Here is a 22679-nt window from a genome sequence, read left to right on the forward strand (position 1 = left end):
TGCCAGATAACACTCGCGATTAGATGACTTTCATGTTTAACTGCACCTAACGTTATTAATTGGATATATTCACTTTTTAACAGCCATCTACGTTGCGGAGTCCTTATGAATGATCAATATCGCATTGAGCACGACTCTCTTGGCGAGCTACAAGTCCCCAAAGATGCCTACTACGGCATACACACTGCCCGTGCTGCTCAGAACTTCACTGTCACTGGCATCCCCTTGCACCACTTTCCTGAACTGGTCATATCCCTTGCGCGCGTAAAAAAAGCCTGCGCTCTCACAAACTTTGAAAGCAAACTGCTGACGGATATTCAGGCAAACGCCATTATTGAATCATGTGACGACATCATTGAAGGCGATCATCACGATCAATTCATTGTCGACATGATGCAGGGCGGAGCCGGAACATCTACCAACATGAATGCAAACGAGGTTATTGCCAACCTTGCTCTGGAAAAAATGGGCTATGCAAAAGGTGACTACCAGCACCTGCACCCTAACGACCATGTTAACTGCTCCCAGTCCACAAACGACGTGTACCCTACCAGTGCCCGCGTTGCTGTGCTGAGCAAGTGCAAAGAACTCACGGACAAGCAGCTGGAACTGAGCGCCGCGTTCAAAGAACGTGCTGAGGCTTTCAGCCACATCCTTAAAGTCGGGAGAACCCAGTTACAAGACGCGGTTCCCATCACTTTGGGCTCAGAGTTTGCCGCCTATGCAGTCACTATTGAAGAAGACGTGGAGCGCGTTATCCAGCTCTCCCAGTTGCTCAAAGAAATCAATCTGGGTGGAACCGCCATCGGTACCTGCATCAATACACCACCACATTTCGCGTACAAAGCCGTGCGCCACTTAAGTGACCTTGTAGGATACGAACTGATTCCCGCAGAAAACCTTATAGAAGCGTCTTCCGATATGGGGGCGTTTGTCATGTTTTCGGGAACCCTCAAACGTATCTGCGTTAAGCTATCCAAAATATGTAATGACTTGCGCCTGCTCAGCAGCGGCCCTTGCGCAGGTTTGGGAGAAATAACACTTCCTCCTGTGCAGGCGGGTTCTTCTATTATGCCGGGTAAAGTCAATCCGGTAATTCCAGAACTGGTTAATCAGGTTGCGTATCAAGTTATTGGACATGATGTAACCATCACCATGGCGGCAGAAGCCGGACAGTTGCAGCTGAATGTCATGGAACCTGTTATCATCTGGAATGTTCTGCAATCCCTGCATATGCTCATCAACGCAATGGATGCTCTTGCCACCAAATGCGTCAGTGGAATAACTGCTAACGAAAAACGCTGCAATGATCTTCTCGTCCAGAGCTCAGTCATGGCAACAGCACTTGTGCCGCTCATCGGATACGAAAAGGCGGCTGAAATAGCCAAACTTTCCATGAAAAAACATATTACAGTTGCAAAGGCTGCTGTAGAGCTTGGAATAATGACAGAAGAAGAAGTAGATGATGCGTTCAACACATGCCATCTTGCGTAAACGGTAACGCTGCCACTACTGCATTGAATGAAAAAACGCCCCTGACAACAGAATTGTCAGGGGCGTTTATATATCAGGATAACAGGTAGCGGCTAAGCGGCATCGCCAGGCGCCGTGCCTGCGCCTTTTCTTTTTTCACTTTCTTGAATGGACTCTTCCAGTACGTTTGCTGAATCGTCCTGTTCCTGCATATCTTTGTTGGTCATTTTTCCCCAACGGGCTTTTGCACCGTCTTTAAGGGAACACAATACAGGTACAACAAGCAGGGTCAGCATTGTTGCTACAAACAGGCCGAAAATAACAGCTACAGCCATCGGACTCCACCATTGCGTAGAGTCAGACTTTGTAATGAACGTAAGGGTAAAGAAGTCAAAACTGATACCCACCGCCATAGGCAGCAAGCCCAGAATTGTTGTGATTGCAGTAAGCAATACAGGACGGAAACGTGTAAGACCGGCTTTAATAAGCGCCTCACGAGTCTGCAATCCTTTAGCCCGCAACTGTTCAAAGTAGTCAATAAGTACAATTGCGTTGTTTACTACAACCCCGGCAAGCGAGATTACCCCAACACCGGTCATGATGATACCGAACGGCATGCCACAAATGAGCAGTCCGCCGAATACGCCGATAAGCGACAGCAATACCGAGGTAAGAATAATAAACGGAGTCGCCATAGAGTTAAACTGCGCCACAAGCACGAGGAAGATCAGGAAGATAGTCGCAATAAACGCTTCGGTAAGGAACTCCTGTGCCTTACGCTGCTCTTCCTGCTCACCTGTGAAGGTATAGGAATACCCGCGAGGCCAGCTCATCTCTTTAAGTCGGGCATCAATATCACGAATAACATCATTTGCCAGACGGCCTTCCACGTTTGATGACACTGTAACCACGCGTTTCTGGTCTTTGTGGTTAATCGCTCCGAGACCGGATGCAAGCTTAACGGTTGCCACGGAAGTAAGCGGAACAGGTTTTCCATCAGGCCCGGAAACTGTAATGCGACGTAATGACTCGATAGATTTACGTTCATTTTCCGGCAGTTTGGTCAGGATGTCATACTCGTCCTTACCTTCACGGTATACGCCCACCTTCACACCATTAATGGCTGCTTTGATTGTGTACGCGATAGTGTAGGTATCCAGTCCGAGCAATGCAGCACGTTCTTTATCAACACGAATCTGTACTTCAGGCTTACCTGAGACAAAGTCGTCCTTGATATCAACCGGCCCGTCAATGTCACGCATGACTCCGCGAATCTTTTCAACGATAGTTCCGAGCTCGCGCATATCATTACCGTAGATTTCAAGGTTAACCGGATCACCTGTCGGCGGGCCGCCCTTTTCTTCTTCAACACGCACTTCTGCGCCAGTAATCAATGCGGTAAGCTTGTCACGGATCTCGTTAATGATACCAAAGGAGTTTCTGCTTCGTTCTGCAATAGGCACAAAGTCCAAGGTTACTACACCAAGATGCGTACCTGTACCGCCACCGCCAAACTCCCCGCCGGAACCTGAGCCGGCATTGGAAATGACAAAACGGACGTCTTTGTAGTCTTTACCCACCCGCTCAACAACGCGCAGAAAACGGTCAGTAGCGTCGAGGTTGGTTCCGACAGCAGCCTTAATGTTTACATTCGCACGCTTTGGTTCTGCTTTAGGGAAGAACTCAACGCCCTTTCCGAACGCTCCAAACGCCATAATAGATGCGAAGAACATAACCACAGAAATCAGCAGCACGAGGAAACGATGATCCAGAGACCACTTCAACATTTTGAGATAAATGCGACGACCGCCGGTTACAGCGTCTCCACCATCATCCGCAAACTTCGGTGCAGAAGCAGTCTGGTATCGTGCTGAGAACACAGGGTTGATAACCAGCGCTACAAAGAGAGAACCAAACAATGCCAGAATAACTGTTTTCGGCAGGTAGGACATAAATTCGCCCATAATACCCGGCCAGAAAATCATCGGAAGAAACGCCCCCACAGTGGTCAGTGTGGAGGTAATAACAGGCCATGCAACCTCGTTGGTACCATCCAACGCCGCCTGCAATCTGCCTTTTCCTTCCTGCATGTGCCTGTAAATGTTCTCTACAATTACAATACCGTTATCAACGAGCATCCCCAGTGCCAGAATGAGTGAGAATAACACAACCGTGTTGAGTGTAATTCCCAGCGCACGCAGCAGCACAAAGGTAATGAGCATGGACAGTGGAATCGCAATGGACACAAAGAATGCTGAACGGCCACCGATAAAGAAGAACACAACGCCGAGTACCAGCACCAGACCTGTGAGAATATTGTTCTCAAGGTCGGAAACCATCATGCGTACATCGTCAGCTCTGTCACCCACAGTATCGAGGATAAGGGTTGGCGGAAGGAATTTTCTTGCTTCCACAATCGCCTTTTCAACACCCTTGTTTACTTCAATAATGTTTTCACCGCTTCGCTTAATAATCTGAAGCGTCACAGCATTCTGTCCGTTCATACGGCTTCGGGTCACCGGATCTTTATAGTGATCACGGATTGACGCGATATCGCGCAGGTACACTGGCTTGCCATCACGAACGAACGCTACAATGTTATTAATCTCCGCAGGATCCTGAAAATCTTCCGGTACGCGCACCTGATAGCGGGCGTCACCGATATTCATGGAACCACCCGGCATGTTAACGTTACCCTTCTGAACAGAGTTCACTAATGAGTTAAAAGGAACGTTGTATGCCGCAATACGGTCAAGATCGAACTCAACATGAATTTCACGCTCAAGACCACCGATAAGGCGTGCGTCAAGAACACCCTGCACAGATTCCAGCTTATCTTCCAGATCTTCCGCAAAAACTTTCAGGCGTTTCAGACTGAAAGGGCCGGACAATACAACCTGCATTGTCGGCAGATCTGAAAAGTTAGCTTCCGAAATCAGAGGATCGTCTTCCAGATCGCTCGGTAAATCACCTTTAGCCTGATCAACCTTATCACGAACCTTCTGGAGCGCGTCATCGATGATAACGTTCGGCAGAAACTTAATCGCGATAGCGGATGCACCGTCTTTGGATGTTGATCTGAGTTCGTCAACATCTGCAAGCCCCTTCAGCTTTCGTTCAAGGGGAATGGTAATCAGCTTTTCAACATCTTCCGGCGCAACACCTTCATATGTGGTGTTTACAAAGACGTACGGAATAGTGATGTCCGGTTCAGATTCACGCGGGAGCGCAAAATAACTGCTTAAACCGGCAAGGATAATCAACCACAGCAGAACAAAAACAACAGATTGTCGCTTCAACGCTACTTCGTTAAGTATCATCGAACATCCACCTTCACGCCGTCTTCAACTTCACGCTGTCCTGCAATAATCAGATTATCCCCGACATTCAGTCCGGCAAGAATCTGCACTTTGTCTCCAGAGATAACTCCAAGAGTCACAGTACGCGCTTCTGCAACACCGTCTTTTTCTACAAAAGCAATACGTTCTCCACCCTTATCAATAATTGAGAAGAGAGGAACAGACACAATATCGCTGAGTGAACGGCGTACAAAACTTGCGCGCGCGATCATGCCCGGACGGATTCTTTCATCATCATTTTTAACGATAATGCGTACAGGGAATGTACGGGTCGCAGGGTCAGCTTTCCATGCAACAAAATCCACAACACCTTCCCATTTTTCATTCGGGTAGGCATCAAAGACAACAGGAGCAGTCTGCCCTTTTGACAGGAACCGCACATCCATTTCCGGAACGTTGAACATGATCTTAATCTGATCAATATTCACGATATTCGCGATAGGTGCACCTTTGGAAACGTACTCCCCCGGATCAACGTTAACTTTGTTCACCACGCCGGCAACAGGAGAGACGACAATACCGTTCTCGTAATTAACTTCGGCTTCCTGCAGGTTGGTTTTCGCAACTGTAAATTCAGTTTCAGCCTGCTCAAGCTCTTCACGGGAAAGCACATTGCCATCATGTAATTTACGGCGTCTGTTGAGCTGGTGCTTTTTCAACCGCAGGTTCGCATCCGCACGATCTTTCGCAGCTTTCAATGCTTTCAGATCAATACGAACAATCTCACCGTTTTTTTCAACGGAATCACCTTCAGTTACACCAACCCATTCAATAAGCCCCTCTTGTTCCGCAGCGAGTGAAACATCATACATAGCCTCTGTCTCGCCAGGGAGCATCATTTCATCAGTAATGGCTGCCGGGGTAAGTTTTTCAACCTTTACATTTACAATATATTCTTTTTCAACGGGTACATTCTGTGCTGTTTCACTTGCTTCGCCGTTACTGCACGCTGTTAAGCTCACGATAGCGCTTACAACCATCAGCACTGCACAAAGTTGGAAAATCAATCTCTGCATCCATCAACTCCACATAATTCTTAATGCCTCCAATGGAGAAGGCAGTAATATGTTGTGCTACGCCTATGACTTCACTGTCTGTAAAATACTTTTGCCCTCGTATTAACAGCAAGTCTTCAACGTGCATTGCATAAAAAAACAACTGGGAAAAATAACCACCAGTTAATGAATCCAAATGCGTTGTGCCCCATTTGTGATCAGTCATGGCGTCTACGAGCGGGATCACCAACCCCCGCAGCATCAACCAATCCTTCTCAGCCACTTCCGCAAATGCTTCAAACTCATTGATAAAAGCATCCATGAGCAGCTTGTTTAAGTTCCAATACTCTTCACCATGTGAAATGAGCATTCCACTCATACAAGCGAGTGTAAAACCAAACAGCTTTTCTTCCGGTTCAGCAGAGTCATCCACCCCACCATGCAACGGGTAGATTTCCCGTACTTCCGAATGAAATTGTTCAAGCACCGCAGCCAGCAATCTGTCTTTATTACCAAAATAATAATTAACAGCAGATACGTTGGCATTGGCAGCATGACAAATTTCCCGAACCGTAGCGCCTTGTCCCTGCTGAGCAAAGACGGTACGCGCCGCATTAAAAATACGGCTACGGGTATCCGATGCACTCTGGGCTTGCGCACGTCGTTCTTTCCACGTGTTCAGTGCCTGTTCGCGCGAACGGAAATATTCAAGCGCAATTTCTTTAAATCGCGCAGGAAGCACTTTATTTTCCATTAAGACCTCATTCTTAATCAGATTCAAACAATGTTTGAATCCCTATTTCAAACATTGTTTGAATCTTGTCAAGAAAATTATCTATTGAGGCCTGACAGATACAGTCCTCATACTAGGTCTTACTCACAACATGACACCATATTTTTTACCTAACGTTTTCCTAAATAGCGTCTAAACAAATATTATTAATACATTTCAAACAATTAAAAGAAAGACGACAACCAGCAAAAAAGGCTATCTCATTAAAGAAACAAGATCTAACAACCGATAAGTTATAAGCAACGAGACCTTACATCATTTTACGCCGTTTACAGTCATTCAGATGAATCAAGTCCCGAACAAACTTCATCTGAATGACGTTACATATACTATTCGAGGTACAATGGGACGATACTCTCAATCTGGGAATCGAGTATCTTTTCATTGCTGTTTTGCATCGTTACGAGGCCATATGATGTGAAGATTTGACGACTGTTAAATTTTTGGGGGTTGTGACATGGGGCTAAATTTTAATAAAAAATTAATAGGCTCTATACTGATTGTAATAGTACTTCTCCTCGGCGTATTAAGCTGGAGCAACTACACAGTTTCTCATGATGCACTTGTTAATCTTGGCAAGCAGTTCATCAGTACTATGGTTGTAAGTTTGAAAGACAGCGTGGAAATGCAGCACAGCATTACACTGGAAAAACTTTCAACAGACATTAATGTGTTCGAAGATGAAGTCGAACTACATGGCGGCATATCTCTTGATGCCAGCAAAACCATTACGACTGACATTACAAATCAGATTACAAAAAAGACTGAATCTGTAACCATCCCGTCCCTTACACTGGGAACCGGTGCTGACAGTACAGTTCTTAATGAAAGCAACAAACTTGTTGATAACATTCAAGAAACTGTCGGCGGCACTGCAACCATCTTTCAAGTCCTTCCGGGAAAACTTCTCCGCATCTCTACCAATGTAAAAAAACTTAACGGAAAACGTGCCACTGGCACATACATTCCATCCAGCAGCCCTGTGTACCAGACGGTGATGGGCGGCAACACCTTCCGCGGGCGAGCTTTCGTAGTTAACGCATGGTACGTAACCACATACAAACCACTAAAAGACACAAATGGTAGCATTATTGCCGTGGTTTATTGTGGCCGCCCGATGATGACAACTCCGTTACTCGAAATGGTCAAAAAAGTTACATATAATGGATACGGATATCCATTTATCACCCGTACTGACGGCAGCTTTGTCTACCACCCTGATGCAGCATTTATGGCAAATGGCAACTTGGCCGACACAGAAGCTGGCCGCGCCATCATGAAAAGCGGAGAAGGTTTTACGAATTACACATTCAAAGGAGAAAAAAGACTATCCTTTGTTAAGTACATTAAATCCCGCGACTGGCATGTCGGCTTCACTGTTCCGGAAAAATATCTAAGCCTTAAAGCTGATGAAACTCTGAAAAAACTCAGCATGGCCAGCATTGTCTGCGGCATCCTGCTTTCCAGCCTCACACTTGTCTTCCTGCTCAGGAACCTGCTTGCACCGCTGGAAGAACTTGGAAAAACAACGCGCAAAATTGCAGCCGGCGACCTGAATGCCCATTATGAGTACAGCCTTCAGGATGCCATCGGCAGCACAGTAACTTCTGTTAACACCATGGTGGCAGAGCTTAAGAATAAGCTAGGCTTTTCTGAAGGTGTTTTAAACGGAATTCCTGCTCCATGCTCTATCATCGGACCCGACCTTACAGTGCTTTGGACAAACTCACAACTACTTGACTATATTGGCAAAAAAGGAGACACTGAAAGCTATAAAGGAATGCGTTCAGGTGAGTTCTTCTACGGCGATGCCAACCGCGAAACAATTGCAGATAAGGCTATTCTTTCTGAAAAAGCCATTACGCAAGATATCGAAGTACAACACCCTTCCGGACGAACCCTGTACATTGCTGTCAGCTCCACACCGTTTTACGATATGGACGGTAACCTGCTTGGCTCCGTTACGTTCTGGCATGACATGACCGAAATCCGTGAAAACCAGACCGTTATTCTCCGTCAGAATGAACGCATTGCCGATACGGCAGCGCAAGCCCATTCTATTGCAGACCAAGTTTCTTCCGCATCCGAACAGCTGTCTGCACAAGTTGAGCAGTGTAGAATCGGCGCCTCTACTCAGGCAGAGCGCGCCGGAGAATCAGCCATCGCCATTGAAGAGATGAACTCCACAACGCTTGAAGTTGCTAAAAATGCCGCGGACGCTGCCGAAAATGCAGACGAAGCAAAAAGCATTGCAGAAGAAGGTGCCACTGTTGTCTCCAACGTCATCACCTCCACAGAAGAAGTCCACTCACACACCGAGCTCATGCAGAATACTCTTACAGAGCTCAGCGCTCAGGCTGAAGGGATCGGTAATATTATCAGTGTGATTAACGACATTGCAGACCAGACCAACCTTCTGGCGCTTAACGCGGCTATTGAAGCAGCCCGTGCTGGTGAAGCAGGACGCGGATTTGCCGTTGTAGCAGATGAAGTGCGCAAACTTGCTGAAAAAACAGTGAATGCCACCAAGGAAGTTGAATCCGTAGTACAGGGTATTCAAAGCAGTACCTCAAGCACAATTACGCATATGAATGATGTTTCCCGCCTTGTTGAGGGAACAGCGTCACAAACACAAAATGCTGGCAAAGCACTGGGACAAATTGTCGGTACGGTACTTGAGACCTCTGACCGTGTGCGATCCATTGCAACCGCCGCTGAAGAACAATCCGCAGCAGCAGAGCAAATTGCCGGAGCATCCGGTGAGGTGAACCGCCTTGCTGATGAATCTGCACAAGCCCTTACCGAATCAGCTCACGCTGTAATGGAACTCTCCAGACTTGCTCAGAATCTCAAAACGCTTATTGACGAGTTGCAGCAGTAATACAAACGCTGCCTGATTGAGATACATCTGGCACTACCCAAATATAAAAGCCAATCTCAGCACAAATTCCTTCTGTGCTGGGATTGGCTTTTGTTACACAGCCAGATGCAGCGCTCTAATCCCACAATCAGGTACTTCTTAGCGTTAATGCATCCAAACAGCATTTGTAACCTCCACTGAAGAAATGCACTATATGGCAGAGTACATTGTATCTGAATCTGAGAATAACGCCCCGTAACACTTCACTCTGCCCCCCATGAGTGATATGCCCATGTTATTGACACACCATTCCCGAAAGTACACAGCCTGTCGCACAATATTGTCCCAAGTTACGTATCAAAGACAGGCACTATAGGAGCAGCTAGTGTTTATAGAGAGAGCAGCAACACAACTTACATACGCACATCGCGGTGCAAGAGCCTACGCACCTGAAAATACCATGCCTGCGTTTACCAAAGCACTCGAGCTTGGTGCTGAAGCAATAGAGCTTGATGTACAACTGACCAAAGATGGCCATCCGGTTGTGTTCCACGACTATGTGCTTACCCGCACCACTAATATTTCCAAGCTGCCACAGTTACAAAAACATGATGAAAAAACCGGCATCCACCACCTGACCTTGCGCGAAGTACAGACCCTTGATGCTGGGGCGTGGTATGCAGAAGCAGACCCGTTCAACCAGATTACAAAAGGTGCTGTTTCGTCAGACGAAGCAGCAGCGTTTACAGGAACACAAATCCTGACACTGGAAGAAACGCTTCATTTTTTCAAAAAATCAAACATGCTGCTGAATCTGGAAATAAAAGATCAGACAGAAATTGATGACCATACACACACCATTGTACATACGGTTATTGATCAAATTCGCGGACGCGATGTGGCAGCTCAAATTTTGATATCTTCGTTCAATCACGAGTACCTCAAAACCATCCATACCATTATGCCGGAAATGCCGCTTGGTGTGCTCACAGAAGAACGTATTGAACACCCTGCTGAGTACTGCAAAAAACTCAATGCAACTGCCTACCATCCATGCCGCAGCATTACGACTGCTGAAGACATTCAGGCGTTGCATAACGCCGGATTACTGGTGAACATCTGGACAATAAACTGCGAAAAAGAGCTCTCGACGTTTGCTCAATGGGGAACTGACGGTCTTATTTCTGACTTCCCTGATCTTGCCCTTACTGCCATAAAGAACGTAACGTTGAGCTAACCCAACCTCACACAGGAGTTCTCCATGCCTGCCCAGACTGAACAGACTATTGCAAACTGGAAAAATAACGCGTTCATCAATCAACTTATAGATCTTACCGAAACTGTATGGTTCAATCCTGACACACTCCCTTTTGCGGAGGCAACCAAAGGCATTGCACTCTCCAGAGCAGACGTAGAAGACGCAGCAGCACGGCTTGAACGCTTTCGTCCATACATTGAAAAAGTATTCCCTGAAACAGAAGCAAGTGAGGGGATGATTGAGTCGCCCCTGCGCCATATTCCTTACATGAAATCAGCATTAAGCGAATATTTCCGAACACAACTCTCTGGAGAGCTTCTGCTTAAGTGTGACAGCGAGCTGCCCATATCCGGCTCCATAAAAGCACGCGGCGGTATTTACGAAGTTCTCAATCATGCAGAAAAGCTTGCACTCGGTGCAGAATTACTTTCCGAATCAGATGATTACTCCAAGCTCGACAGTGAAGAATTCAAACATTTCTTCAGCAAGCACGCCATTGCGGTTGGCTCTACCGGCAATCTGGGGCTTTCCATCGGAATCATCAGCGCACAGCTGGGCTTCTCTGTCACTGTGCACATGTCAGCCGACGCACGTCAGTGGAAAAAAGACATGCTGCGCTCCAAAGGAGTACATGTCATTGAATATGATTCTGACTATTCAACGGCTGTAGCCGAAGGAAGAAAGCAAGCAGCAACAAATCCTTATTGCTATTTCATTGATGATGAAAACTCTGTAACGCTGTTTCTTGGTTATGCTGTTGCAGCAGAACGACTCAAACAGCAGCTTGAAGAGAAAAATATTACTGTTGATGCTGATCACCCGCTTTTTGTCTATCTCCCATGTGGTGTCGGAGGCGGCCCGGGCGGCGTTGCTTTCGGGCTGAAGCTTGTTTTCGGGGACAATGTGCACTGCTTCTTTGCTGAGCCCACACGTTCTCCTGCAATGCTCATCGGCCTGTATACAGGACTACATGATGCTGTATCAGTTCAGGATTTCGGCATAGATAACAAAACAGTTGCAGACGGCCTTGCAGTAGGCAGACCTTCAGGATTTGTCGGAAAAACCATGCAGCATATGATTGATGGTACATTCACCGTAAGTGATGATACCATGTTCAAACTGCTCACCATGCTGACAGACTCAGAAGGCATCAAGCTGGAACCTTCCGCTCTTGCCGGCATGTCCGGTATTGTCCACATGCATAACCACAGGGAATATATCCAGCAACACAACCTGCAAGACACCATGCCTTCGGCAACACATATCGCATGGGGTACAGGCGGAAGTATGGTGCCGGATGAAGAAATGCAAAAATACTATGAAACCGGAGCCGCTTTACTCAAAAAAACATAGTGCGCCAACACGAAACCTTGCAACAATACAAATATCATCAACATGTTACACAACCAAAGAGCTGAACACATCCTTCTTCTTTCATCCGAACCTGTTACATGATATTTGCTCCGTACTTTACACGACAGTTCGTGGCAGCACATCATATATAAGGACAGATCATGACAGAACGCGAAGCTCTTACCCGTCGAATCGATATGGCGGCAGGCCGTATTCCCGTAGACACTCTCATTACCAACTGCAAAGTTGTTGATGTATTTTCTCAGACTATTTTTGAAAGCGCTGTTGCCATAGGTGACGGTAAAATTGTCGGCTTCGGTGAATACGAGGCAGCACACACAATTGATGCTGCTGGCGGCTATCTCATGCCGGGGCTTATTGACGGACACGTGCACATTGAGTCCTCTGTTGTCTCACCGGCACAATTCGCCAAATGCGTTCTGCCATACGGCACCACTACAATCATTGCAGACCCGCACGAAATTGCTAACGTCTGCGGCCTTGAAGGCATCCGCTATATGCTTGATGCGTCTAAAGACCTGCCACTGAATGTCCGTATCATGCTTCCATCCTGTGTTCCTGCAACACCGTTTGAAAACTCCGGCGCCACGCTCACTGCAAAAGAATTATCTGAACTTATCGATCACGAAGGTGTGCACGGCCTTGCGGAAGTAATGAACTTTCCCGGCGTTATTAACAGCGACCCGACCGTGCTGGATAAAATCGACATGGCTGCATCCCGCGGCCTTGTTTCTGACGGACACACACCGGGATTATCCGGTCGTGACCTGATTGCTTATGCCGCAGCAGGCATCAAAACAGATCACGAATGTTCAAGTGTAGAAGAAATGCACGAACGCATTCGCCTTGGCATGTATGTGCTTATCCGCGAAGGCTCTGCAACCAAGGATCTACGCGCTCTTGCCAAGGGACTGACAGATGCCAACTACAGACGTTGCGTTTTCTGCACAGACGACCGTGAACCGGCAGACATCCTTGCAAACGGCCACTTGAACAAGAACCTCAAAATTGCTGTTGAAGAAGGTATTGACCCTCTGCAAGCCATTACCATCGGAACACTGAATACAGCCGAATGTTATGGCCTGAAAAGCAAAGGCGCCGTCGCTCCGGGCTACGATGCTGACATTATGATCGTTCGTGATCTCACAAATTTTGAAGTCAGCCACGTGTTCACCAGCGGAAAACACATCGCAGAGAATGGAACCCTGCTTGTCGAACCGCAAGAGCTTGTTCGTGACTCTGTACGCGACACTGTAAATCTTTCTCCAATCAACATTGAAGACCTTACACTCAAGCTCTCCAGCAACAAGGTTCGCACAATACATGTTATTCCGGATACTGTACTCACAGAATCCGTTACAAAGGAAGTCGTTCTTGATGACAACGGTTGCTTCAACCCGCGCCAGAATGAAGGCCTTGCTAAAATCGCTGTAGTTGAGCGCCACAACGCCACCGGCAACATCGGTCTTGGTATCTTTGAAAATTACCACATCACCAATGGCGCCATTGCCACCACTATCGCCCACGATTCACATAACATTGTAGTTGCAGGCGATAATGATGAAGATATGCTGACAGCCATTAACGACCTTAAAGAAATCGGCGGCGGTATTACGCTCGTACGGGAAGGCAAGGTGCTTGGTCATCTGCCGTTACCTATTGCCGGCCTCATGTCTGACCGTCCTGCACAGGAAGTTGCTGCAAAAATGGAAGAACTACTGACCCTTGCCAAAGAGTTCAACATCAACCCGAAACTGCAGCCATTCATGACACTCAGCTTCATGAGCCTGCCTGTTATTCCGGCGCTCAAGCTTACTGACGGCGGGCTGTTTGATGTTACGACATTCTCATTCGTTCCTGTTGAGGCAGACGCCTAACAACAGACGCAAAATGATTCTGACATAATTCAATATAAAAAGGTTGGCCTGTGTACACAGGCCAACCCTTTATTTATACAAAACACACTCCGTTGCTAAACAGAGTAGCTTCATCAGACTATTTTTTCTTATCAAACAGCATGTAGCGAAGCTCCGGCAAGCTACGTCCTGTTTTTTTTGAAAATTTCACCAGCTCTTCATATTCAGGTTTAGACATTTTCATGCCGTCAATATGATAGCTCTTCCCGTCCATCTCACCGTACGGAGTTTCTGTCCGCTCCTCACGCCGTGGTAATAATACCCGCTCTATCTTTTGTCTGCGTATTCCGAGCGAATGGGTATGCGCAAAGAACAGCTGTTCCATGCGGCTCAAATCTTCCGGCTTGCAAAGCACCTTGAAACTTCCCGCAGGACGATTCTTCTTCATAATCCCTGCTGCAAAAAAGACATCCAGCGCTCCTGCATCCATAAACACATCAAAGCACCGTCCCAACTCTTCACCTGTCAGATGATCTATATGACTCTCCAGTACATAAATCTCATCCGTTGTGGCAGTGGAATCTGTCTCCTCCACCGTCTCTTCTGCCGGAAGTTGCGGTTCCAGCAAGCTTATCCGAAGCCCGCCGCCTGTCTCACGCTGCCCGTAACCAGTACCTGTTGTAAGAAGAGTCCCCTCCGCACCGGAAGTAAACTTGGTAACAAGCTGGTCAATAAGTAACGCACCAGTAGGAGTAATAAGTTCTTCCTCATATTCTGTGGCAAAAACAGGCTTCCCTTTCAGCAGTTCAAGGACTGCCGGCGCAGGAAGCGGAAGCACGCCATGTTCACATTCAACCGTACCGGAGAACCATGGCAACTGGGAGGCTGCAACCTTTGTAACGCCAAGCTGCTCAAGCGCCCAGAAAGCGCCCACAACATCCACAAGCGTATCAATGGCACCGACTTCATGAAAATGAATCTCTTTGACGGCCTTGCCGTGAACAGCTGCCTCGACTTCTGCAAGACGCTGAAACGCCTGTACAGACCGCACCCGCACTTCGGGAGACACATTCAGCTTTTTGATGATCTCTACAATTTCAGGAAGATGACGCAAAGGCTGGCCATCAGGCCATTCTATGGAAACTTTTGCGCCCACAATGGACTGCCGCAATGTACTGACAGGGGCTATGGAAACATAAATGCCAGCCTCAATAAAAATTCGCTGCAACCGCGACAGATCTACACCCAGTTCATGCACAGCGGCCAAAAACATATCGCCGCCAAGCCCATACCTGCAATCCATATACAATGTTTTCATGTGCATCATCCTTATATCACGGGGACAGTAAAACCGGTGGAGAACTCTAGTGTGCCATCAAACAAAAAAATTATATCTATTATCTACTAAGCTAACACTCAAACAAAGTACAGCCGTCTGATTATGGCAAATTTCGCTTGTTCAGCCATAAAATAAATGCTTATATATAAAACAAGTATACTATCAATGATCAAACGTATGAGTGTATTTCAGGAGGAAAAATCATGCTGATTCGCGACTGGATGGCAAAAGATGTAATTACTGTCTCGCCCGATACATCAATGATGAAGGCCTCCAAGGCTCTAAAAACACACAATATCAGCCGTGTTCCTGTAGTTGATCAGGACGGCCGTATTGTCGGGATTGTCTCTGACCGGGACATCAAAGAAGCCTCTCCTTCCAAAGCTACAACACTTGATGTTCATGAGCTTTACTACCTGCTCTCTGAAATCAAGGTTAAGGACATTATGACAGTGGACCCGCTTGTAACAAGCCCGGACAACACTGTTGAAAATGCCGCTATCATGATGATTGAAAAAGACTTTGGCGGACTCCCTGTAGTTAATGAAGATGGAAAGCTGGAGGGCATTATCACAGTAAGTGATATCTTTAATGTGCTCATCAGTATTACCGGTGTTCGTCATGGCGGTGTCCAGTTCGGTATCCGATTGCCGAACGAGGCCGGAACCCTGCGTCCGATTCTGAACGTTATGCGCGAGCACAAAGCGCGTATCGTTTCTATCCTCTCTTCCATGGAAGAAGAGGAAGGAAAAGGCACCCGCGATGTGAACATTCGTATCATGCCTATGGAACGCACCAAGGAAAACCAGATAATTGAAGAACTTAAAAGCAAGTTCAATGTCATTTTCTGGGCGCGTGACAATGTGCACCCTCAATAACCTGCTCAAATTGTGCAAAACTACGGGCGGCTTTTCCAAGCCGTCCTTTTTTTATGCGTGCTACTGCAGTAAACCCTTCACAAGCAGCAACTTTGCAACACCTAGTTGCAGCTTCGCAACGGATTATAAGCCTATCACTCTCACCTTACTTCTATTGCTTCCTTCACTTGCGGCATTTTTTTCGTTAAACACACGTAATACACTTGTATGTTTAACAATTCATCAGCCTCAGGATGCTTGTGTTTTTTAGCACACTATGGCATCTTATCGCCGTCGCGAGCACTTGTTTTTCTTTTTTTCCGTTTCGTAAGACAACAAGAAAAATCGAATTTTATGAGCTTGCCCCATTGACAAATGGGCTATCGCGGCTTTAACAAGTCAGTGTTTGCTTTATAGAGCAAATCTGGATGGAGACAAGCAGTGGATCACTGCTTTACATCGGTTGTCAGCTATTGCTGCAACCCGGCATATGTCTGAGCTGAATATAACGCTTATAGACCATGTCCAAGGAGGACAAAATGGCTGAAATTACTTATGAAGGTAAAACTTTCGAAGTTGATGAAGACGGCTTCCTGCTTAAGTTCGAAGAATGGTGCCCTGAGTGGGTTGAATACGTAAAAGAATCTGAAGGTATCTCCGAGATCACCGAAGATCACCAGAAAATCCTCGACTTCCTTCAGGATTACTACAAAAAGAACGGTATCGCTCCTATGGTGCGTATCCTTTCTAAAAACACCGGCTTCAAACTGAAGCAGGTATACGAACTCTTCCCTTCCGGCCCAGGTAAGGGAGCATGTAAGATGGCTGGTCTTCCTAAGCCTACCGGCTGCGTATAGTCAGCTGATCTTACAGTTTGAGCATGTAAAGCGGGAGTTTTTTCTCCCGCTTTTCTTTTGCCCAAAATAAAGCAGGACACAGCCTCTGCCCTGCAAAAACACACGTCCCCTCAATGCTTTCGCACCAAGGGGACACATGTCACAACTAAATCGCCTAACAGCTTGATATGAAAAGATAGCTTAATGCTCGGTAGTCATATCTGCGTTATCAAGCAAATCAATCCATTTCCTCTCTTCTTGCAACAACTCGCTTTCCAGAGCTAATTGCACAGACTGCTGGGTTTCACGCATGGTACCAAACAGGTTTTCCACGTGTCCCACAATATTACGCATTACCTCGGGAGAGACGACGAAATCGCCGCAGTCGTTTTTCTTTACGGAACGCAATGTTCCAGAAAATTCAGAAAATTCTTTCCCAAGTTTTATAATCATATTGTCCATTGTATCTTTGAGCACGGCGCCCTCCAAAGTATCACTTTCATCCTCTGTGTTAACTCTCTGTACTCTATCGGGAAAATAAAGTTTGAGATTCAAGCCACATAACGTGGAGCAGCTAGAGAATGTATTCTAGTAACTTAAATTTACAGGATTTTTACCCTGATTCCTATTCTTGCTTTTTGCTTGAAGTGCACACTAGAACGGAGGTGTTTTAGCAACAAGTATATTTTTTTCCACAAGCAGTGCAAAGTTAAGAACAAATCCAAGTATTTTAGTGATACACGGAATTTTTCCTCCTCAAAATTAGCTCTAACTATAAATAGGATCACGGAGCTAATTGCACTAACAGTATCAAGTAACAGCCCAAAAAACCAATTATTTAATCATTCGTTAGATTCTAACGTCACAGCTCTGAGCAATAAATCCTGTAACAATTGCTCAGCCCTTGCCGTCCGTAAGTTAGTGGCCACTTTTACCTTTGGGATAAACGTATTCTGACACGTTTTCCACAGTCTTGATTCATTTTGTGGAAAAAGTTCGTATCCTGCCAGAAACCCTAAAACATCGGCTTTCATATAACGGTATGTGCACACTGACCTGTCCAGCAGTGCAAGTATGGTCAACGGATCATGCATATGCGCACCGGCCAACTTTCTTTCTGCAATACTCCACTTCTGCCACGGTAGGATCAAACGCATAAGGTAGCTCCCCAATTCACCCTTGGCGTTATCACAAAGCTGTTCTACCTGCGTGTTTTGCAAATAAAAATTACTGGTCACATTGGCTGTAATAAAACACACAGGAATGCCGGACTGCAAAACCTCTGCTGTGGCCTGCTTGTCGTACCATGTGTTAAAGCGAAGTGTTGTATCCCATACTTCCTTGGGGATATCCGGTGTATCCCAGTCAAACCGCATTTCTCCTTCCTGCGGTTCAAATGAACCACCCATGTGCACTATTTCCCTGACCATAGGAACAATGTCAGGAGCCTTACGCAATGCCAGCGCTATGTTGGTAAAACTGCCCAGCGCCACCAGCACAATTTCATGCGGATTTGCCCGAACCGCATCGATCAGAACATCAACACCGTTCGGGAGTGCTGATACGTTTCGAGAAGGAACCACAGGGGCATCGTTCCAGTATACAGCCCCTTTTCCCTGCACTTTGGCATCCAGATACTGATGATGCGCCTCCCTGTTGCCAGAAAGGGGCGTTTCCGCCCCTAGTCCTACAGGAATATGTGTAATTCCAAACTGCTCAAAAAGATGCAGTGTATTCTGCGCAGCCTCATGCGCTCTGCAATTGCACGCGGATGCCACAACACCCTTTACATCAATCTGTTCTGAGACAAGACTTATGATAAGCGCAATGCCGTCATCCAGATCGCGCACTGGCATCCCAAAAGCATTGTCAGTGTCTATAACAAGCGGGATGGCATCACTATTTTTTAAGAACATGCTTCTCCCAGCCTTGTTCAAGAGCTTCTAACCATTCGGAAGGAATTTCAGGTACCGCAGCATCACTCAACTCTTTGGGCTTCAACGTTGCTATGCCCAGTTCAACAGCTGTAAATGCGGCGGCCTGCTCCTGTGACAGCTTATTCATATCGAGCACTGGGAAATCTCCCCAGACTTCAGGTGAAAACTTTGAAAGCTGTGCCTCTGGGGAAAGAAGATAGTTCATAACAACCAGCGCACCGGACTTATTCGGTGCATTCTTTGGAATTGCTGTGAAGTGAGTATTATAGATGGAACCTTCCTCCATCACATATGTTCGGACGCTTTCCGGATATGTTCCATCATGAATTCTGTTCTGCGCATGGGTAGGATGGTAGGCCATCATGATATCAATTTCCCCACGGGAAAAAAGCGTTGCCTGAAATGCAGGATCTTTTGGATATGCCTTTCCTTCCTGCCATAAGTACGGTGCAATGTCGTTGAGGTATGCCCACAATTTTGGTGCATTGGCATCATACAGTGCTTGGTCGAAGCCGTTCAGATATTGCTCATGCCCGCCTGTGACCGCATAAAACGCCTGTCTGATAAACGCTGAACCTGTAAAATCTGGTGGGGAAGGATAGGTGAACCGTCCCGGATTTTCTTTCACCCATTCCTTAAGTTCAGCAAATGATTTGGGAGGGTTTGGAGTACGAGCACGGTCATATTCAAAAACAAATTGCGCCCGCCCGTATGGAGCCTCATACCCTTCAACCGGAAAGCCGAAGTCCGTCGCAGATTCAACCGGATTCACGTAGGCAGCGTAATTGGGAAGTAACTGGGTCACAGGCCCTTCAAGCAAATCCGCCTTACGTGCATTTTTGAAATTTTCCCCGTTGATCCACAGCAAATCAATACTGCCCTTTGTCTTTCCAGCACTTTTCTCAGTAAGCATTTTGTTCATAAAGACTGGCGCACTCATGGGAACACGCTCAAGAATAATGCCGTACTGTTCCTTCACTGCCGGAGCAATCGTGCCATCAATCCAGTCATTCACATTATTCATGCCGCCGTACATATAAAACCGCACGGTTGAACCTTTAGCTGCGGCAACATGCTCATCCCAGCTTAACGCACCAGCAGCTTCCTGCTTTTCCTCACCGCCGCAACCGGCAGCAACAGCCATCAGAACAACACATAATCCTGTCAGTAAAAATCGATACAAACTTCTCACTACGTACCTCAACTGGTTAATGCACGAACACCATAAAATTGTATTTGCTTTCAAGCCGACTCTGCGCAAAAAAGTAATCGTCCTTCATGCACAGTATCTCTACAGCCTGATGACAGTCCTTCTTTCAGCATTAGAAAGATTGTTGTAAAATAACAACCACCAACATGCATCTTCCCTTAGCATTACGCATAAAAAAAGGCACTCTATCTAACTAAGAATAGAGTGCCTTTATATAATCTGGGGAATTCTATCGATTAGAACAAACTAAACAGCATTTTTGTTGCGACAACGAACAACAAGACTGCAAAAATTTTGCTTAATTTAGCAACTGGTAGCGAGTGCGCAAGTTTTGCACCAAGGGGAGCAGTGAACCAGCTGGCACTGATAATACCTGCAAGCGCTGGAAGATAAACATAGCCTAAAGAGTACGCAGGCGTTATTGGATCAGAAAAACCTGTAACAACATACCCTAAGGTTGATGCAAGAGCGATCGGGAAACCAATGGCAGACGCAGTACCGATGGCAACGTGCATAGGCACGTTACAGAAAGAAAGAAACGGTACAGACATGGTACCGCCACCAATACCGACAATACTTGAAACCATGCCGATCACACCGCCTGCTCCGGTAATGCCCACAGTTCCCGGAAGCTCTCTGCTTGCTTTAGGCTTAATGCCGAGCAGCATCTGAGTTCCCACATAGTAGAGAAAACAAACAAAAATACCTTTGAGCACACCGGAGGACATACGTGACGCAATTTCCGCCCCGATAAGACTACCAATAATAATTCCGGGGGTAATGGAACGGAAGACATCCCAGCGCACTGCTCCACGTTTATCGTGTGCCCTGAAACTGGCAATGGATGTGAAAATAATCGAAGCGAGGGATGTGCCCAGCGCAAGGTGCATAAACACCTCTTGCGGAATCCCCTGCAAGGTGAAACTGAACACCAGCAGCGGAACAATAACCAGACCGCCTCCAATCCCGAGGAGTCCTGCTAATACGCCTGCAAATGCCCCCACAGCCAGATACAAAAGCACCACTGAAACCATAGAATCTCTCCATTCTCATTACAAACATTGAAGGGTCAGCACATTACTCCCCTTCCAACTCAGAAAGCGCAAGCGATTCAACATACGCTATGTGCTCATACATTTCCTTGCGTGCAGTCTCCGGATCTCTGTTCTCAAGGGCGCGCAAAATTCGTTCGTGCGTCTCTGTTGCCCAGTGCCTGCGATGGCTGTTTTCCAAGGTAAATTCTAAACTCTGTGCCACAATATCATGAATGCGCGTTACCATTTCCAGCATTACGCTGTTTTTTGTACCGGCAGCAATCAACTTATGAAATTCGCAATCTGCTTCTGCGCCGCTGCGTCCCTGACTGATCTCATCGATCTGTTCATCAAGCACCCGCCGCAACTCAATAAGTTCTTCTTCTGTAATATGCTGTGCAGCAAGGGCGGCAATCTGCGGTTCAATAACTTTGCGTAGTTCAAGCACCTCAACGTACCGACACTTATTTCTGTCCAGTGCCGCCGCAACAGGCTTTCGCCCTTGTGCTTCTTCTATATGTCGCACGTATGTTCCGTCACCCTGCCGCGAAAAAACAAGCCCCTGTTCCTCAAGTTTACGCAATGCCTCGCGTACCCCGTGACGAGAAACAGAAAAAATTTCCGCAAGCTTACGCTCAGACGGAAGACGCTTTCCCGCGGGAAATTCACCGCTGGTAATAACATCCCGTAATTGATCAGCTATAGCTTCATGTACTCTACGCTGTTTAGCCTGCGGTTGTGTTGCTTCACTTTTTGATGACGGCATACCCACTCCTTCTGCGCTGCAGCTCACTATACCATGAGCAGGTTTACTTCTGTCACACACATTGGTCAGACCAATACACTCCTGATAGCAAGCTGCCATCAGTCTGTAAACAGAAAAAGACACTGCGAACTGTCTGTTACGCACTCATACATCGTCTTAACGATTGTATTCATGCCCACAAAAAAGCCAAACTCCGTAATACAATATGTATTATGAACTTTGGCTTCTACTTAACTCATATACGTTGCGCATATACCGCTACTCTTCAAGGATATGCTCCAATGCTGTGGAGAGCAGCACTGTCACATGATCATCTGCCAGAGAGTAGTACACGTTTTTTCCAACCTTACGGTACCGGACAAGTTTTGCCGCCCGCAACAGGCGCAGCTGGTGCGAAACTGCAGGCTGGCTCATGCCGATAATGGTCACAAGGTCACATACACACAATTCATGATGCGATAAGGCGTGCAGAATACGCATGCGCGTTCTGTCACCCAAAATTTTAAATAATTCTGAAAGGCTGCTCAGCTGTTCATCCGGAAGCATTGATTCCTGAACTTTGGCAACCGCTTCTTCGTGAACACAAGTAATCTGGCAAACAGGTGTGATTTCAGCCACCCGCTCCTCCTACAACGTTAAGATACAACAGAGAATTTCTACTTAGGTACTATGATAATCAAGTATGTTCACAAAGTCTATTTCAGGAAAGCAGGAAAACTGACAAACAAAAAT

16 protein-coding genes and 2 pseudogenes are annotated in these 22679 nt (G+C 46.5%); 8 read left to right on the top strand and 10 right to left on the bottom strand.

Annotated features, from left to right (window positions below; translation table 11 throughout):
• The first annotated feature begins 105 nt into the window (after positions 1 to 105).
• A complete protein-coding gene (locus SP90_RS02900) occupies positions 106 to 1494 on the top strand; it encodes an aspartate ammonia-lyase (protein WP_066852370.1) in 1389 nt (462 codons plus the stop codon).
• Positions 1495 to 1586: 92 nt separating this feature from the next.
• Here SP90_RS02900 and SP90_RS02905 read toward each other — a convergent pair whose 3' ends face one another.
• From SP90_RS02905 to SP90_RS02915, 3 genes are read right to left on the bottom strand one after another with little or no spacing between them, the layout of a single operon-like run.
• Complete coding sequence (locus tag SP90_RS02905; RefSeq protein WP_066852372.1) at positions 1587 to 4793, bottom strand: efflux RND transporter permease subunit; 3207 nt, start codon at positions 4791 to 4793, stop codon at positions 1587 to 1589.
• Positions 4790 to 5848 (bottom strand): efflux RND transporter periplasmic adaptor subunit, encoded by a 1059-nt coding sequence (locus SP90_RS02910; protein ID WP_066852374.1) that lies wholly within the window; start codon positions 5846 to 5848, stop codon positions 4790 to 4792. Before SP90_RS02910 ends, SP90_RS02905 begins: the two co-directional genes overlap by 4 nt.
• Positions 5772 to 6581: a TetR/AcrR family transcriptional regulator gene (locus SP90_RS02915; protein WP_066852376.1), complete on the bottom strand. Its 810-nt coding sequence runs from the start codon at positions 6579 to 6581 to the stop codon at positions 5772 to 5774. The genes SP90_RS02910 and SP90_RS02915 overlap by 77 nt, the downstream gene beginning before the upstream one ends.
• Before the next feature lie 496 nt (positions 6582 to 7077).
• On the opposite strand from SP90_RS02915, the pseudogene SP90_RS16925 reads away from it, so the two are divergent.
• The 5 genes and pseudogenes from SP90_RS16925 to ade all read left to right on the top strand — a co-directional run.
• Positions 7078 to 8601, top strand: a pseudogene (locus SP90_RS16925) (Cache 3/Cache 2 fusion domain-containing protein); the annotation flags it as partial.
• A 303-nt stretch (positions 8602 to 8904) separates the two neighbouring features.
• Positions 8905 to 9501: pseudogene (locus SP90_RS16930) on the top strand (methyl-accepting chemotaxis protein); the annotation flags it as partial.
• Positions 9502 to 9865: 364 nt separating this feature from the next.
• Entirely contained in the window at positions 9866 to 10717 is an 852-nt protein-coding gene (locus SP90_RS02925; RefSeq protein ID WP_066852379.1) for a glycerophosphodiester phosphodiesterase, read from the top strand.
• A gap of 24 nt (positions 10718 to 10741) precedes the next feature.
• A complete protein-coding gene (locus tag SP90_RS02930; RefSeq protein WP_066852381.1) occupies positions 10742 to 12091 on the top strand; it encodes a D-serine ammonia-lyase in 1350 nt (449 codons plus the stop codon).
• A 161-nt stretch (positions 12092 to 12252) separates the two neighbouring features.
• A complete protein-coding gene (ade, locus tag SP90_RS02935) occupies positions 12253 to 13989 on the top strand; it encodes an adenine deaminase (protein WP_066852383.1) in 1737 nt (578 codons plus the stop codon).
• Positions 13990 to 14107: 118 nt separating this feature from the next.
• Here the strand turns inward: ade and larC are convergent, their stop codons facing one another.
• Positions 14108 to 15286, bottom strand: coding sequence for a nickel pincer cofactor biosynthesis protein LarC (larC, locus tag SP90_RS02940; protein WP_066852385.1), 1179 nt, complete (start codon positions 15284 to 15286; stop codon positions 14108 to 14110).
• Between the two features lie 224 nt (positions 15287 to 15510).
• Here larC and SP90_RS02945 point away from each other — a divergent pair, with 224 nt between their 5' ends.
• Positions 15511 to 16185, top strand: a complete 675-nt coding sequence (locus tag SP90_RS02945; protein WP_066852387.1) for a CBS and ACT domain-containing protein — start codon at positions 15511 to 15513, stop codon at positions 16183 to 16185.
• A gap of 518 nt (positions 16186 to 16703) precedes the next feature.
• A complete protein-coding gene (locus SP90_RS02950; protein ID WP_066852388.1) occupies positions 16704 to 17021 on the top strand; it encodes a TusE/DsrC/DsvC family sulfur relay protein in 318 nt (105 codons plus the stop codon).
• Between the two features lie 180 nt (positions 17022 to 17201).
• Here SP90_RS02950 and SP90_RS02955 read toward each other — a convergent pair whose 3' ends face one another.
• From SP90_RS02955 to SP90_RS02980, 6 genes are all read right to left on the bottom strand, one after another.
• Positions 17202 to 17477 carry a hypothetical protein gene (locus SP90_RS02955; protein WP_066852390.1) on the bottom strand — a complete coding sequence of 92 codons (276 nt, stop codon included), beginning with the start codon at positions 17475 to 17477 and terminating at the stop codon, positions 17202 to 17204.
• Between the two features lie 365 nt (positions 17478 to 17842).
• A complete protein-coding gene (locus SP90_RS02960; protein ID WP_066852391.1) occupies positions 17843 to 18916 on the bottom strand; it encodes a nucleoside hydrolase in 1074 nt (357 codons plus the stop codon).
• Positions 18900 to 20129: an ABC transporter substrate-binding protein gene (locus SP90_RS02965; RefSeq protein WP_231895523.1), complete on the bottom strand. Its 1230-nt coding sequence runs from the start codon at positions 20127 to 20129 to the stop codon at positions 18900 to 18902. The genes SP90_RS02960 and SP90_RS02965 overlap by 17 nt, the downstream gene beginning before the upstream one ends.
• A gap of 254 nt (positions 20130 to 20383) precedes the next feature.
• Positions 20384 to 21181, bottom strand: coding sequence for a sulfite exporter TauE/SafE family protein (locus SP90_RS02970; RefSeq protein ID WP_066852395.1), 798 nt, complete (start codon positions 21179 to 21181; stop codon positions 20384 to 20386).
• 43 nt (positions 21182 to 21224) lie between these two features.
• Positions 21225 to 21947: a FadR/GntR family transcriptional regulator gene (locus SP90_RS02975; protein WP_066852397.1), complete on the bottom strand. Its 723-nt coding sequence runs from the start codon at positions 21945 to 21947 to the stop codon at positions 21225 to 21227.
• Between the two features lie 258 nt (positions 21948 to 22205).
• Positions 22206 to 22565: an ArsR/SmtB family transcription factor gene (locus SP90_RS02980; RefSeq protein ID WP_066852399.1), complete on the bottom strand. Its 360-nt coding sequence runs from the start codon at positions 22563 to 22565 to the stop codon at positions 22206 to 22208.
• Positions 22566 to 22679 lie beyond the last annotated feature (114 nt).

This window comes from Halodesulfovibrio spirochaetisodalis, assembly GCF_001672295.1.
Lineage (GTDB): Bacteria > Desulfobacterota > Desulfovibrionia > Desulfovibrionales > Desulfovibrionaceae > Halodesulfovibrio > Halodesulfovibrio spirochaetisodalis.

Coding starts and splice junctions, on each gene's coding strand:
- SP90_RS02915 (WP_066852376.1), bottom strand. CDS start 6,581: ATGGAAAATAAAGTGCTTCCTGCGCGATTTAAAGAAATTGCGCTTGAA.
- SP90_RS02930 (WP_066852381.1), top strand. CDS start 10,742: ATGCCTGCCCAGACTGAACAGACTATTGCAAACTGGAAAAATAACGCG.
- ade (WP_066852383.1), top strand. CDS start 12,253: ATGACAGAACGCGAAGCTCTTACCCGTCGAATCGATATGGCGGCAGGC.
- SP90_RS02960 (WP_066852391.1), bottom strand. CDS start 18,916: ATGTTCTTAAAAAATAGTGATGCCATCCCGCTTGTTATAGACACTGAC.
- SP90_RS02975 (WP_066852397.1), bottom strand. CDS start 21,947: ATGCCGTCATCAAAAAGTGAAGCAACACAACCGCAGGCTAAACAGCGT.
- SP90_RS02900 (WP_066852370.1), top strand. CDS start 106: ATGAATGATCAATATCGCATTGAGCACGACTCTCTTGGCGAGCTACAA.
- SP90_RS02905 (WP_066852372.1), bottom strand. CDS start 4,793: ATGATACTTAACGAAGTAGCGTTGAAGCGACAATCTGTTGTTTTTGTT.
- SP90_RS02945 (WP_066852387.1), top strand. CDS start 15,511: ATGCTGATTCGCGACTGGATGGCAAAAGATGTAATTACTGTCTCGCCC.
- larC (WP_066852385.1), bottom strand. CDS start 15,286: ATGAAAACATTGTATATGGATTGCAGGTATGGGCTTGGCGGCGATATG.
- SP90_RS02970 (WP_066852395.1), bottom strand. CDS start 21,181: ATGGTTTCAGTGGTGCTTTTGTATCTGGCTGTGGGGGCATTTGCAGGC.
- SP90_RS02950 (WP_066852388.1), top strand. CDS start 16,704: ATGGCTGAAATTACTTATGAAGGTAAAACTTTCGAAGTTGATGAAGAC.
- SP90_RS02910 (WP_066852374.1), bottom strand. CDS start 5,848: ATGCAGAGATTGATTTTCCAACTTTGTGCAGTGCTGATGGTTGTAAGC.